The following is a 13,143-nucleotide window of genomic DNA, read 5'->3' as shown; positions in this document are numbered from 1 at the left end:
GGCTACACCACGAGGAGTCGCCTCCCGGTAGAATATGTAGACCGGTCTACAGATGGCCTGGAGGTGATAGGGCATCCGCGGCAATGAGATCGTCGAGGCGGCCGAGAAGGGGCTGGAGGCCGATCTTGATGCGCTGGCTGCCGTTCTGACCGCCCGTCGGGGCAGCCCCACGGTGGTCGATCTGTGGCCGTATCTCGGGTTCGACAATCCAGACCCCGAGTTCACGGCTCCCAAGCCGCTCGGACTCCTGTGCAACGTCGCTGTCGGCATGCGGCTGTGGCAGCCGCCGCCCTCCGACCGATGGCTCGCACTGACCATCGGCCAGGCGGATCGCGAGTTCCCGTTCGAACTGCTCGCCGCGATCGGTGAGGTGTGCTCGCTCCCGGCATGAGCCGGGCCCAGAGGCCGACGCCGGACGGCGGCTCTCCCGGGCCGTGGTCGCGGTGGGCGCACCTTGGTCATGGACTACGGTGTCAGGCTGTGAACACCGAAGGCTGGTTGGCAGACACCCGCACGTCCTACGACACCGTCGCCACCAGCTATGCGGACCAGGTGCGCGACCTCCTGGACCAAACGCCCTACGAACGCGCGGCCCTGAAGCTGTTCGCCGATCGCGTGCAGACCACCGGCGGCGGGCCGGTTGCGGACGTGGGATGCGGGTCGGGGAGGATCACGGCCCACCTGCGCGAGCTGGGCGTGGACACGTTCGGGATCGACCTGTCGCCCGCGATGATCGAGGTGGCCCGGCGCGATCACCCCGGTCTACGGTTCGAGGTCGGTTCCATGACGGACCTCGACCTCGCCGACGCCTCGATGGCCGGCCTGGTCGCCTGGTACTCGCTGATCCACGTCCCCGACGACGAGATCGGCCCGGTCTTCACGCACTTCCGGCGGGTGTTGCGGCCCGGCGGCCCGCTGCTGCTCGGCTTCCACGTCGGCGATGAGTCGCGGTTGAAGACGCAGGGGTACGGCGGTCACCCCATGAAGATCTACGTCCATCGCCGCCGGCCTGACCAAGTCGCAGCCCGGCTCAACGACGCCGGCTTCACCGTCGAGGCACAGATGACTCTCAGCTCGGCGGAGAGCCCGCTCGGGGGAATTCTCTTCGCACACCGCCAGCCTGACACCCAGTAGGTTCCGCAGTTCGACTCACCCTGCAGGTTCCGGCCGCTCTTGGCACGGCAGCCCGCACCCGCAGGCTGACGACACTCCCGCGCCGGCATCCCCGGGCACTCCCCTCCGACCGGCACATCCCCGTTCGCCAGTGGCCTCCGGGCTTGCCCGGGTGCGCCACCCGGGCAAGCCCGAGAACGCCGGGGAGCCCCGGCGACTGGTCGGGCAGCGGGGATCGCGTCGCGCGGCGGATGTGGCGGCCGGTCTGCTCGACCGCAAAACCCGTCGACCAGCACGCCGGTCGTCTCCCAGGACCGGCGCACGCGACCTGCCTCGGATCGCAGTTGGCCGCGGTCGACCAGGGCGACAGCCCGGAGCGGGGCGGTCGGCTCGTAAGCCCGGTTGGCCAGGGCTCCCGGCTGCGCGTCGGGGCGCGCAGGTTCGAATCCTGCCGAGTCTGCGAAACACGGACCGGCGGGCCGGCTGCGCCCGTACTCCGACCGCGAGGCCCTCCCCGTACCGGGTGAGGAGTTGCGGACCCACCCCGGCGAGGAGGCCTACGAGCCGGGGAAGAGCCGGCCGAGGTGGTAGTGCAGGGTGGCGGTCGCGTCGTCCGCTCCGCGTTGGCCGAGCAGGACGCTCAGGCCGAGGCCGGCCGAGACGGACAGGAGGACGGCGGCCTCCCGGCGGGCGTCCATTCGCGGATCGGCGTCCCCGGCCTGCTGGGCGGCGGCGAGCCGGTCGGCGAGGAACCCCTCCATCTCGTCGGGCGCCGCGAGGAACGCCTGGCCGCCGAGGGCGGGATCGGTGACGGAGAGCACCGCGTACTCGGTGTGGACGAGGTGGAAGGTCCGGCTCTCCTCGTCGGTGGGCACGGCTTCGAGCAGGACCGCTTCGACGATGTCGCGCGGCGTGGGTGCGGAGCCGGCCCTCCTCGCCCGGTCGCGGACCCGCTCGCCCATGCGCGCCGTCAGGCGGTTCATCGCGGCGAGCAGCAGCTGCTCCTTGGTGTCGAAGTAGTACTGCACGAGCCGCACCGAGACGCCCGCCTCGACGGCGACGGACCGCATGGTGACGGCGTGCAGCCCGGTGTCCGCCGCCGCGCGGAGCAGGGCGTCGATGATCTGGGCCCGCCGCTCCTCGTGGTCCACCAGCTTCGGCATCAGGTTCCCTCCGAACGTTTTTATGGTACAAACATACCATCAAGTCCTGCTGTTTCGCGTGTCAGGAGGGGCCCATGACCAGGACGAGCGTCGGACGTTTCGTCAGCGAGGAAGCCCGCGGGAAGTTCCTCGCGGCGTACGACCGTGCCATGGAGCTGTGGCCGGACCCGCGCGAGGAACTGGACGTCGAGACCGCCTACGGCACCGTCCACGTCCACCGCTACGGGGCCCGAACCGGTGAGCCGGTGGTGCTCCTGCACGGCCACGCCGGCCATGCCTCCAACTGGTACCCGCAGGTCGCCGCCCTCGGCGAGAACCACCCGGTCTACGCGATCGACACCCTCGACGACCCCGGCCGCAGCGTGCAGCGCGCCGTCGCGGCCGGCTCAGCGGAGAACGCGGCCTGGCTCGGCGAGGTCCTCGCCGGGCTCGGGCTGGAGCGCGTCCACCTGGTCGGCGTGTCCTACGGCGGATGGCTGGCCCTCAACCAGGCCGTCCACGCACCCGAGCGCCTCGCGTCGATCGCACCGCTGGACCCGGGCGGGGTCGAGAAGGTCCCCGCACGGTTCTACGCCCACATGATCGGCGGGCTGTTCGCCATGCTCGCCCCGCGCGCGCTGCGACCCGCACTGGGACGCCTGCTCGCCAACCCCGCCCTCAGCTCACCGCCCGAGATGATCGCCCCGCTGATGCTGGGCATGCGGACCTACAAGCCGAACTCCCGCCCGGCGGCCAGGCCGTTCACCGACGAGGAACTGGGCTCGATCCGGCTGCCCGTCCTCGTCCTGCTCGGACGCCGCAGCGCCCTCCTCCGGCCGCACCACGCGCTGAAGCGCGTCACCGCGCTGATCCCGGACGTCCAGGCCGAGATCGTCCGGCGGGCCGGCCACGGCCTCAACCTCGAACGTCCCGAGCTGGTCAACGAACGCCTCCTGCGGTTCGTCACCGCCCTCCGGCCCGCACCCACCCGCACCGAGTGACCTCGCCGAGCCGCGCGCGTGGGAAGTCGGACCGGCCGACTTCCCACGCGCCACCCCGTTCCCGCACGGGTCGCACCACGCGGGTCGCACCGTATAGACAGGAGAGGTGAACCCACCTTCCCCCCGTGACCAGGGCCGAGTCGTGGCCATCGGCTCCGTGAACACCGACCGGATCCTGCGCTGCCCCGTCCTGCCCGCCCCCGGCGAAACCGTGCTGGCCGTCTCCGCCACCCGGGGATTCGGGGGCAAGGGCGCCAATCAGGCCGTCGCAGCCGCCACCATGGGAGCGCCCACCCACCTGGTGGCGAAGGTCGGCGCGGACACCGACGGGGCCGAGGCGCTCGCCGACCTGCGGAACGCCCGGGTCGGCGCCGACACGGTGCTCACCGATCCGGCGGCACCCACCGGCCAGGCCGTCGTCATGGTCGACCCCCACGGCGAGAACAGCATCGTCGTCGTCCCGGGGGCGAACGCCCGTCTGAGCCCGGCGGAGGTCACCGAGGCCCTCGCCGCCCTCCGGCTGACCCCCGCCGACGTGCTGCTCACCAGCGGTGAGGTGCCTGCGGACTGCGTCCGGGCCGCCGCCGCGGCACTGCCCGCCGGCACCCGCTGGGTCCACAACGCCGCCCCGGCCGGAACGCTCCCCACCCTGGTGGGCCGCCGCCCTCTGATCGTCGCCAACACCGTCGAGGCACACCAGCTGACCGGCGCGAACACCGCAGCAGCCGCTGGCGGTACGACCGGTACGGCCGTCGCCGAGGCCCTGGCCGCGCTCGGCGACGGCGCCGTGGTCACGCTCGGCGGCGAGGGCGCCCTCGTCGCCGAGGGCGGCCGCGGGGGTCGGACGAGCCGCGTCCCCGCCCCGCGCGTGACCGTGGTCGACACGACCGGCGCCGGCGACGTCTTCTGCGGCGCGCTGGCCGCCGAACTCGCCCGCGGCGTCCCCCTGGCCGAGGCGGTCGCCACCGCCGTGGGAGCCGGCGCCTTCGCCGTCACCGCCCTGGGCGCCCGAGGCGCGCTGCCCACCCCCGCCGACGTCCGGCACCCGCGCACCCCCTGACCATCCCGCACCCTCGCCCACCCCACAACGCGGCCGGTCCCGCACAGGGTGACCGACACCCCGTGCGGGACCGCAGCACAACCCGAGGACGCGGTCAGGGCCGCCCCATGTGCGTGGGGTAGTACCCGCTGCTGATCCGCGAGACCCGGATGTTGGTACCGGGCCGGGCGGCCTCCACGTACTGGTTGTCGCCGAGGTAGATCGCCACGTGGTGGATGCCCCGCGCGCTGCCGTCGTCCGACCAGAAGAGCAGGTCGCCGCGCTCCAGCTGGCTGGCGCGGACCGGGGTGGTGGCCGCGTACTGGTCGTTCGCCACCCGCGGCAGGTCGATGCCGCCGCGCCGGAACGACTGCTGGACCAGGCCCGAGCAGTCGTAGCCGTCCGGACCGTTGCCGGCCGTCCTGAACGGCTTGCCGAGCTGGGCGAGCGCGAACTGCACGGCCGTCTCGACGTCGCCGTCGGCCGCCGGCGCCGAGTCCGAGGACGCGTCGGAGCCCGCGGACGAGCCGGAGGAGGAGCTGGACGAGGAACCGGAGGAGGACCCGCCCCCGGTCCGGTCCAGGTAGACGTCGTAGTGCGTGGTCCAGCGCCACTGCCCCTGGCTGTTCTGGAACCAGTACCGCGAACCGTCCCAGCCCTGCGTGATGCCCCTGGAGGAGGCGGGGGCGGTGGAGACGGCGGTGGACGAGGAGGAGCCGCCCCCCGTCCGGGCCTGGTAGACGTCGTAGTGCGTGGTCCAGCGCCACTGCCCCTGGCTGTTCTGGAACCAGTACCGCGAACCGTCCCAGCCGGCGTGGGCCGGCGCGGGCTCGGCGGCCGCACTGCCCACGCCGGTGCCGAGGCCGATCACGCCGGCTCCGGCCACGATCACGGCCACCATGCCTATCCCCCGGCGGACCCGCGCCGCCCGGGAGCTGCGGACGGGCTTCGCCGGCCCGTCGGTGGTGGCGGCGGTCTGCCCGGTCGGGTCGTCGGCGGCACTCGGTGCGCCGGTGTTGACGGTCGTCATCCTGCTGTCTTCCTTTGCTGACTCCGCGGGCCCTGCGGACTCCGCCGGGTCTGGCGGCGCCGCAGTCATGCCACGGAACGCTGAACGGGAAAGGCACACGTTCCCCGGCCGACATGCCGCGGCTTCCGGTCCTGCGACCGGAAGCCGCGGCAACTCACCCAGGGGTTCGGTTCTGCCTGCGTGTCACGTTAGGCACGCGTCCGCTCACGGCGCGCAGTGGAGTGCGCCAAAGGAAGGGTTCACGGAAGGTGAGCGACCATCACCGGATGACCCCTCGTCACCCCTGCGCCGACTCCGCCGGCAACTGCTTCTTCAGCACCTTCCCCATGGCGTTCCTGGGCAGTTCGGCGACCAGCACCACCCGGCGCGGCCGCTTGTGGACGGAGAGCCGCTCCGCCACAAAGACCGTCAGCTGTTCCCCCGTCACCGGGCCGTCGGGGACGACGTACGCCACGACCGCCTGCCCGAGGTCCTCGTCGGGCACGCCGACCACGGCGGCGTCCGCGACCGACGGGTGGTCACGCAGCGCGGCCTCCACCTCGCCGGCGCCGATCCGGTACCCGCCGCTCTTGATCAGGTCGACCGAGGCCCGGCCGACGATCCGGTGGAAGCCGTCCTCCCCGATCACCGCGACGTCCCCGGTCCGGAACCAGCCGTCCGCCGTCCAGCACTCGGCGTCGGCGTCCGGCCGGTTGAGGTAGCCGGTGAACAGGGTGGGCCCGGAGACCTGGAGTTCGCCGACGCTCTCCCCGTCGTGCGGAACGGGCCCGCCGTCCTCGCCGACCAGCCTGGTCCGCACCCCGTCCAGCGGCAGTCCGACGCTGCCGGGGCGGCGCTCCCCCGCCGCCCGGGTGCTGACGGTGATCAGCGACTCGGTCATCCCGTACCGCTCGATCGGCGCGTGTCCGGTCAGCGCGGCCAGCTTCTCGAAGACGGGGACGGGCAGCGGGGCGCTGCCGGACACCAGCAGCCGGGCGGCGGACAGCCGTCCGGCGGCCTCCGGGTCGGCGGCCAGCCGGGACCAGACCGTCGGCACCCCGAAGTACAGGCTCCCCCCGGCGGCCGCGTACCCGGCCGGGGTGGGGCGGCCGGTGTGCACCAGTCGGCTGCCGGTGCGCAGGGCGCCGAGCACGCCGAGCACCAGGCCGTGGACGTGGAACAGCGGCAGTCCGTGCGCGAGGGTGTCCTCGGCGGTCCACTGCCAGGCGGCGGCCAGCGCGTCCAGGTCCGCGGCGACGGCGGCACGGCGGATCACCGCCCCCTTGGGCGCGCCGGTGGTGCCCGAGGTGTAGAGCACGAAGGCGGTGGCGTCCGGATCGGGCTCGCCGTACGTGGTGGCGGAGCGCTCCGCCAGGTCGACCGGGAGGGCCGGCAGCCCGGCGTCCGGCGCCTGCGGGTCCGTCGCCGCGTGGGCGAGCAGGGCCGCGCCCGAGTCCCGCAGGATGTGGGCGCGCTCCTTGGGCCCGGAGTCGGGCGGCAGCGGCACCACGGGCACGCCGGCCAGCAGCCCGCCGACCACGGCGACCACGGTCTCCGCGGTGGGCCGGGCGAGTACGGCCAGCGCGGGGGCGCCGGCCACCCGGTCGGCCACGGCGGTCGCCGCGCCGAGCAGCCCTTCGCGTGACAGCGCCCTTCCATCGATCCGCAGCGCGTCACCGGAGTCCCCGAAGCCGCCCTGAAGTGCCGTCAACAGTGTCATGCCCTCTGCCCTCACCGTCGCTTGCGATATCCGGTCTGCGGCCGACTCTACGGCCAGCCCCGACCCCGCCCGAGGCGGCCGCGCACCACCGGCGGCGCCCCCGCGGACGCCGTCCGGGCAGCCACGGCGAGGCCTCCCCGGCGGCACCGGCAGACGCCGAAGGGCGTGGCACCGGGTACCCGGTGCCACGCCCTCCTCGCTGCGCGTCGGCGCTATGCGCTCACACTCAGCCCTTGCGGCTCTTCACCTCGTCGGTGAGCTGCGGCAGGACGGCGAACAGGTCGCCGACCACGCCGTAGTCGACCAGCTCGAAGATCGGGGCCTCCGGGTCCTTGTTGACGGCCACGATGGTCTTCGAGGTCTGCATGCCGGCCCGGTGCTGGATGGCACCGGAGATGCCCGCCGCGACGTAGAGCTGCGGGGAGACCTGCTTGCCGGTCTGGCCGACCTGGTTGCTGTGCGGGTACCAGCCGGCGTCCACGGCGGCACGCGAGGCGCCGACGGCCGCGCCGAGCGCGTCCGCGAGGTCCTCGACCACGCCGAAGCCCTCGGCGGCACCGACGCCGCGGCCGCCGGAGACCACGATGGCGGCCTCGGTCAGCTCGGGGCGGCCGCTGGAGACGCGCGGGGTGCGGGAGGTGACGGTGGCGGCGTTGCCGGTGAAGGCCACGGCGACGTTCTCCACCGCACCGGCGGCCGCGGCGGCCTCGGGGGCGACGGCGTTCGGCTTGACCGTGATGACCGGCACACCGCGCGAGACCTTGGACTTCACCTGGAAGGACGCGGCGAACACCGACTGGGTGGCGACCGGGCCGCCGTCGCCGGCCTCCAGGTCGACGGCGTCGGTGATGATGCCGGAGCCCAGGCGCAGCGCGACGCGGGCCGCGATCTCCTTGCCCTCGCCGGAGGAGGTGACCAGGACGGCGCCGGTGTCGGCGGCCTTGGCGATCTGGGTCAGCGCGTCGACCTTGGGGACGACCAGCTGGTCGGTGAACTCGGCGCCGTCGGCGACGTAGACCTTGGCCGCGCCGAACTCGGCGGCCTTGGCGGCGATGTCGGCGGCGGCCGAACCGGCGCCCAGGACGACGGCCGAGGGCTCGCCGATCCGGCGGGCCAGGGTCAGCAGTTCGAGGGCCGGCTTGCGGACCACACCGTCGGCGTGGTCCACGAGAACCAGGATCTCAGCCATGATTCGTTGCTCCTGATCGATCGTTGGATGCCCGTACGGGTGGGATTAGATGAACTTCTGCTCGGCGAGGTACGCGGCGAGCTGTCGGCCGCCCTCGCCCTCGTCCTTGACGACCGTGCCCGCGGTACGCGCCGGGCGCGCCGTCGCCGACTCCACCGCCGTCCACGCACCCGCCAGGCCGACCTCGTCCGCCTCGATCCCCAGGTCGTCCAGGTCCAGCGACACGACCGGCTTCTTCTTCGCCGCCATGATCCCCTTGAACGACGGGTACCGGGCCTCACCCGACTGGTCCGTCACCGAGACCACCGCCGGCAGCGCGGCCTCCACCAGCTCGGTCGCCGCGTCGCCGTCCCGGCGACCGCGGACCACACCGCCCTCCACCGACACCTCGGACAGCAGCGTCACCTGCGGCACACCCAGCCGCTCCGCCAGCAGCGCCGGCAGCACACCCATCGTGCCGTCCGTCGACGCCATCCCGCCGATCACCAGGTCGAACCCGGTCTGCTCCAGCGCCTTCGCCAGCACCGCCGACGTCCCGATCACATCACTGCCGTGGATGTCGTCGTCGTTGACGTGCACCGCCTTGTCCGCGCCCATCGACAGCGCCTTGCGCAGCGCGTCCTTCGCATCGTCCGGGCCGACCGTCAGCACCGTGACCTCGGCGCCCTCGTTCGCCTCCGCGATCCGCAGCGCCTGCTCCACGCCGTACTCGTCCAGCTCCGACAGAAGGCCGTCCACACCCTCCCGGTCAGTGGTGAGATCGTCCGCGAAACGACGGTCACCCGTCGCGTCCGGCACGTGCTTCACACAGACAACGATCCTCAAGCTCACGGCCTTGTCTCCTGTACTGGTCTCGTCCGGCGGCTGCGGCTGTGCAAGCGGGCGCGAACTCGGCACGCACCCGCTCCGGGCAGCGTGTTCCCGTGCCGGTCCGGAACTTCCTGGCAGCATACTCGCCAGTATTCCAAGGGTCACTACTGGCCAGTAGCTTACGCTGCCGGGCCCGTCCGAACGCCCCGCACGGCACCCGCGACGACCAGGGGGCCCGGGCCGGGCGGGAGCGGCGGGACGGCTGCACTGCCGTCCCCGCCCATCCTGCCCCAGCCCGCTGCCGCTACCCCCTGACTGCGCGGCACATCCCCTGTGAGATTTGCCGCCACCGCTGCCCGGCCGGGACCCGGCCGTCGCGAGCCGCCCCCCACGCACCCGGCGCGGGGTCCGGGTCAGACCGCCTCGCCCAGGGCCGCGATCACATCCGCCCGCCGCGGCAGACCGGCCGCCCGCCGCACCACCCGGCCGCCCGCGTCCAGCACCAGCACGGTCGGCGTCCGCAGGATCTCCAGCCGGCGGACCAGCTCCAGCTGCGCCTCGGCGTCCAGCTCGACGTGCACCACACCGTCGACCATGCCCGCGACCTCGCCCAGCACCCGGCGGGTGGCCCGGCAGGGCTGGCAGAAGGCGGTCGAGAACTGCACCAGCGTGGCCCGCTCGCCCAGTCCCGTACCGAGCTCGGCCTCCGACAGCCGTACCGCCCCGTCCTTCGTCCGCACCCTCATCCTCCCGTCACGCCGGGCCCGCAGCAGCCCGAACGCACTCGCCACCGCGAGCACGGCAGCGCACACCACCAACCCGGTCATGCCCACCAGTCTGCGCCAGCCCCACCGGCCACCGACAAGCAGCCCGGCCCCGACCGGAAGGTCGACCACCGGGCCCGGGCCGCGTAGCATCGCCGGGTGGACTCCGACCGCCCCGCACAGCCGCTGCTGACCGCCCGCCTGGTGGTCGACCTGTGCCGGGCCACGGCCTCGCGCTGTCGCTGACGCGCCCCGCCGCCCGCCCCGCCGCGCCCCCACCTCCGGAGCCCCCGTGCAGATCGACCCCCGCGGCCCGCGTTTCGCCGCCGTGCTCACCACCCTCGTCCTCGCCGCCGCCCTGATCAGCGGCAGCGGCGTCCTGCTCGCCCTGCAGGCCGCCGTCTTCGCCCTCGGTGCCATCGCCGGGCTGCGCTACTCCCCGTACGGACTGCTGTACCGCCGACTGATCCGCCCCCGTCTCGCGCCGCCGACCGAGACCGAGGACGAGCGCCCGCCCCGCTTCGCCCAGGGCGTGGGCCTGGTCTTCGCCGCCGTCGGCACGCTCGGCTACGTCGCCGGGGTGACCTGGCTTGGCCTGCTCGCCACCGCCGTCGCCCTCGCCGCGGCCTTCCTCAACGCCGCCTTCGGCTACTGCCTCGGCTGCGAGACGTACCTGCTGCTCCGCCGCGCCCGGGGCCGGCTGGACGCGACCACCTGAGCGACCCCGCCGGCACCCACCGCGTTCATCACATGATCACCGGCTGATATTTCGCTTGACGGCCCGCCTCAGGTGACAGCGGGCACTCGTTCGGGGGATCATCTCCGTGTATCACCCGTGGCCGCCGCGGCGTGCCGCGCCTTCGGTCGGCCCCCACGTACGGCACGGGTCCCGCCGTACCGGGCCCACCCGCCCGTGGAAGTCAGGACTGACCGTGGCAGAGTTCGTGTACCCGCCGGTGATCGGTGCAGCGCTGACCGTCTTCCGCGCGCTCGACGTGCGGATCAAGATCGTCGGCGCCGAGAACATCCCCGCCAAGGGCGGAGCGGTGCTGGTGAGCAATCACATCAGCTACCTCGACTTCCTCTTCGCCGGCCTCGGCGCCTACCGCGGCGGCAAGCGCAAGACCCGGTTCATGGCCAAGGACGACGTCTTCAAGCACGGTGTCTCCGGCCCGCTGATGCGCGGCATGAAGCACATCCCGGTCGACCGCGCCGACGGCCAGCCCGCCTACGAGGCCGCCGTGGCCGCCCTGCGGGCCGGCGAGGTGGTCGGGGTGTTCCCCGAGGCGACCATCAGCCGCTCCTTCATGCTGAAGAAGTTCAAGACCGGCGCCGCCCGGATGGCCGCCGACGCCGGCGCGCCCCTGCTGCCCGTCATCCTCTGGGGCACCCAGCAGCTCTGGACCAAGGGCCGCCCCAAGACCCTGACCAAGCGCCACGTCCCCGTCACCATCATGATCGGCGAGCCGATCGAGCTGGCCCCCACCGACAAGCCCGTGATGGTCACCCGCCGGCTGCGGGCCGCGATGAGCGAGATGCTCGACCGCGCCCAGCGCGACTACCCCGGCAAGCCCTCCGGGCCGGAGGACAGCTGGTGGCTGCCCGCCCAGCTCGGCGGCACGGCCCCCACCCTGGAGGTGGCCGAGGCCGAGGACGAGGCGGAGAACGCCGCGAAGGCCGAGCGCCGCGCCGCCGGCAAGTAGCCGGCGCCCGCCGACACGCCGTACTCCGTGTGACCGAGCGACCGCGCACCGTCGCGTGTCGCCCGGTCACCCGCGCTTCCGATCTGACACAGTGACAGCTTCCCCGGGGGCCTCCTGAGTCGGATACGGAGTTGACACGCGGATGACCGGCAAACGGCTGACGCTCACGACCGCTGCCCGTGCCTGCGCCTGTGCGGGCGCGCTGATCGCAGGATCGCTGCTGAGCGGGTGCGGCGCCGAGCCCGGCGAGATCCCGCTCAGCGAGATCCGGGCGGACCCGCCCACGGCGACCCCCACCCCCGAAGCCGTGATCGCCCCGGCCTCCGCGCCGAGCGCCCCGGCCGGTGATGCCGCAGCCACCACCGCCCGCAACGGGTCGATCGCCAGTCGGATCTTCCTCGACACCCGGCGCAACGCCAGCGCCATCCTCACGATCGGGCCCGACGGCACCAACGAGCACCAGCTCACCCAGCCTCCCCAGGGCGCGCGCGACGACAACCCCGACTGGTCCCCCGACGGCGCCACCATCGCCTTCGACCGGTCCACCGCCGGCACCGCCTCGGCACGGGTCTGGCTCGCCGGCCCGGACGGCGAGGGCGCCCACCAGCTCGGCCCGCTCTGCGAGGAGGGCGCCGCCGACTGCGTCAACGAGCAGGAGAGCCACCCCGCGTTCTCGCCCGACGGCAAGCTGCTCGCCTTCAACCGCTCCTGGGGCTCGCTCGACCCCGCGACCGGGCAGGCGCAGTACTCCGACATCTACGTGATGGGCCCGGACGGCACCAGCGTCCAGCGACTCACCTTCCTCACCAACGACAAGCCCTACTCCGGCCAGGTCACCAGCCCCAGCTGGTCCCCCGACGGCAAGCAGCTGGCCTTCGAGTACCGCACCAGCGCCAGCGGCCAGCCCGCCAACGGCCGGGCCATCTTCACGGTCAACGCCGACGGCACCGGTCTGCGCCAGCTCACCCCCTGGGAGCTCCGCGCCGGCGAGCGCGCCGGCTGGTCACCGGACGGCACCCAGATCGTTTTCACCACCTTCCCGGCGGGGCCCGAGTTCACCCCCGGCGGCGGCATCTACACCATGCACGCCGACGGCACCGCCATCGGCGCGCTCACCCCCGGCCCGTCCGGCGTCTTCTACGGCCTCGCCTCGTACGCACCGGACGGCAGGTCCATCGTCTTCGCCCAGGCCCCCGCGGACGGGAACGCCGACCTCTACGTCATGGGGAGCGACGGCAGTAACGTCACTCCTCTCACCAACACCCCCGACCGCTGGGAGAGCCGCCCCGCCTGGGGCAGGGCGGCTCCGACCTCGCCGGCGGACCCCGCAACGCCCACCGCGCCCGCGACACCCACGGCGGCCGCGATGCCTGCGGCACCCGCAGCACCTTCGTCGCCCACGCCGTCGGAGCCTGCGCCGTCGGAGTCCGCGCCTTCGGATCCTTCGCCCGCTGCCCCGGCGGCGACGGAGCCGGCGCCTTCGGGCCAGGCGACGACGGAGCCGGAGGAATAGCCCGCAGGGAAAGGGCCCTGCAAAGGGCCTCTTTCATCGCCCTGGAACGCAAAGAACCCCCACCCGAAATCGGGTGGGGGTTCTTTGGAATGATTGTTCGGCGGCGTCCTACTCTCCCACAGGGTCCCCCCTGCAGTACC

At 73.4% G+C, this 13,143-nt stretch carries 13 protein-coding genes and 1 tRNA gene; 8 read left to right on the top strand and 6 right to left on the bottom strand.

All coding sequences use genetic code 11. From position 1 onward, the window contains the following. Positions 1–172: 172 nt before the first annotated feature. The 3 genes from ACIGZJ_RS28665 to ACIGZJ_RS28655 all read left to right on the top strand — a co-directional run bounded on the left by ACIGZJ_RS28665 (position 173) and on the right by ACIGZJ_RS28655 (position 1,573). The gene (locus tag ACIGZJ_RS28665) at positions 173–391 is read left to right on the top strand and encodes a hypothetical protein (protein WP_396459960.1); all 219 of its coding nucleotides are present in this window, start codon (positions 173–175) and stop codon (positions 389–391) included. An 89-nt stretch (positions 392–480) separates the two neighbouring features. Beyond that, positions 481–1,134, top strand: a complete 654-nt coding sequence (locus ACIGZJ_RS28660; protein WP_396459959.1) for a class I SAM-dependent DNA methyltransferase — start codon at positions 481–483, stop codon at positions 1,132–1,134. Positions 1,135–1,499: 365 nt separating this feature from the next. Next, positions 1,500–1,573 (top strand) — tRNA-Arg (locus ACIGZJ_RS28655). A 97-nt stretch (positions 1,574–1,670) separates the two neighbouring features. Here ACIGZJ_RS28655 and ACIGZJ_RS28650 read toward each other — a convergent pair. Beyond that, entirely contained in the window at positions 1,671–2,276 is a 606-nt protein-coding gene (locus tag ACIGZJ_RS28650; RefSeq protein ID WP_396459958.1) for a TetR/AcrR family transcriptional regulator, read from the bottom strand. 74 nt (positions 2,277–2,350) lie between these two features. Between ACIGZJ_RS28650 and ACIGZJ_RS28645 the strand changes: the two genes are divergently transcribed. Together ACIGZJ_RS28645 and ACIGZJ_RS28640 are read left to right on the top strand one after the other, a co-directional pair. After that, a complete protein-coding gene (locus ACIGZJ_RS28645; RefSeq protein WP_396459957.1) occupies positions 2,351–3,256 on the top strand; it encodes an alpha/beta fold hydrolase in 906 nt (301 codons plus the stop codon). A 142-nt stretch (positions 3,257–3,398) separates the two neighbouring features. Continuing rightward, entirely contained in the window at positions 3,399–4,316 is a 918-nt protein-coding gene (locus ACIGZJ_RS28640; RefSeq protein ID WP_396459956.1) for a ribokinase, read from the top strand. Positions 4,317–4,410: 94 nt separating this feature from the next. Here ACIGZJ_RS28640 and ACIGZJ_RS28635 read toward each other — a convergent pair whose 3' ends face one another. The 5 genes from ACIGZJ_RS28635 to ACIGZJ_RS28615 form a co-directional block, all read right to left on the bottom strand. Then, positions 4,411–5,325 (bottom strand): C40 family peptidase, encoded by a 915-nt coding sequence (locus tag ACIGZJ_RS28635; RefSeq protein WP_396459955.1) that lies wholly within the window; start codon positions 5,323–5,325, stop codon positions 4,411–4,413. Positions 5,326–5,602: 277 nt separating this feature from the next. After that, positions 5,603–7,024 (bottom strand): acyl-CoA synthetase, encoded by a 1,422-nt coding sequence (locus ACIGZJ_RS28630; protein WP_396459954.1) that lies wholly within the window; start codon positions 7,022–7,024, stop codon positions 5,603–5,605. Positions 7,025–7,250: 226 nt separating this feature from the next. After that, positions 7,251–8,213: an electron transfer flavoprotein subunit alpha/FixB family protein gene (locus ACIGZJ_RS28625; RefSeq protein ID WP_396459953.1), complete on the bottom strand. Its 963-nt coding sequence runs from the start codon at positions 8,211–8,213 to the stop codon at positions 7,251–7,253. 45 nt (positions 8,214–8,258) lie between these two features. Continuing rightward, a complete protein-coding gene (locus tag ACIGZJ_RS28620) occupies positions 8,259–9,044 on the bottom strand; it encodes an electron transfer flavoprotein subunit beta/FixA family protein (RefSeq protein ID WP_396458414.1) in 786 nt (261 codons plus the stop codon). A gap of 392 nt (positions 9,045–9,436) precedes the next feature. Continuing rightward, positions 9,437–9,850, bottom strand: a complete 414-nt coding sequence (locus ACIGZJ_RS28615) for a thioredoxin family protein (RefSeq protein ID WP_396459952.1) — start codon at positions 9,848–9,850, stop codon at positions 9,437–9,439. Positions 9,851–10,079: 229 nt separating this feature from the next. Between ACIGZJ_RS28615 and ACIGZJ_RS28610 the strand changes: the two genes are divergently transcribed. The 3 genes from ACIGZJ_RS28610 to ACIGZJ_RS28600 all read left to right on the top strand — a co-directional run bounded on the left by ACIGZJ_RS28610 (position 10,080) and on the right by ACIGZJ_RS28600 (position 13,003). After that, on the top strand, positions 10,080–10,505 hold the full coding sequence (locus ACIGZJ_RS28610) for a DUF4395 domain-containing protein (protein ID WP_396459951.1): 426 nt from the start codon (positions 10,080–10,082) through the stop codon (positions 10,503–10,505). 214 nt (positions 10,506–10,719) lie between these two features. Continuing rightward, positions 10,720–11,490 carry a lysophospholipid acyltransferase family protein gene (locus ACIGZJ_RS28605; protein ID WP_396459950.1) on the top strand — a complete coding sequence of 257 codons (771 nt, stop codon included), beginning with the start codon at positions 10,720–10,722 and terminating at the stop codon, positions 11,488–11,490. A gap of 142 nt (positions 11,491–11,632) precedes the next feature. After that, positions 11,633–13,003 carry a hypothetical protein gene (locus tag ACIGZJ_RS28600; RefSeq protein ID WP_396459949.1) on the top strand — a complete coding sequence of 457 codons (1,371 nt, stop codon included), beginning with the start codon at positions 11,633–11,635 and terminating at the stop codon, positions 13,001–13,003. Positions 13,004–13,143: the final 140 nt, after the last annotated feature.

The sequence above is a fragment of the Kitasatospora sp. NPDC052868 genome (assembly GCF_044547105.1).
Classification (GTDB): domain Bacteria; phylum Actinomycetota; class Actinomycetes; order Streptomycetales; family Streptomycetaceae; genus Kitasatospora.
Note: the sequence above shows the minus strand (reverse complement) of the source record. Positions and strands in the feature narration are given on the sequence as shown.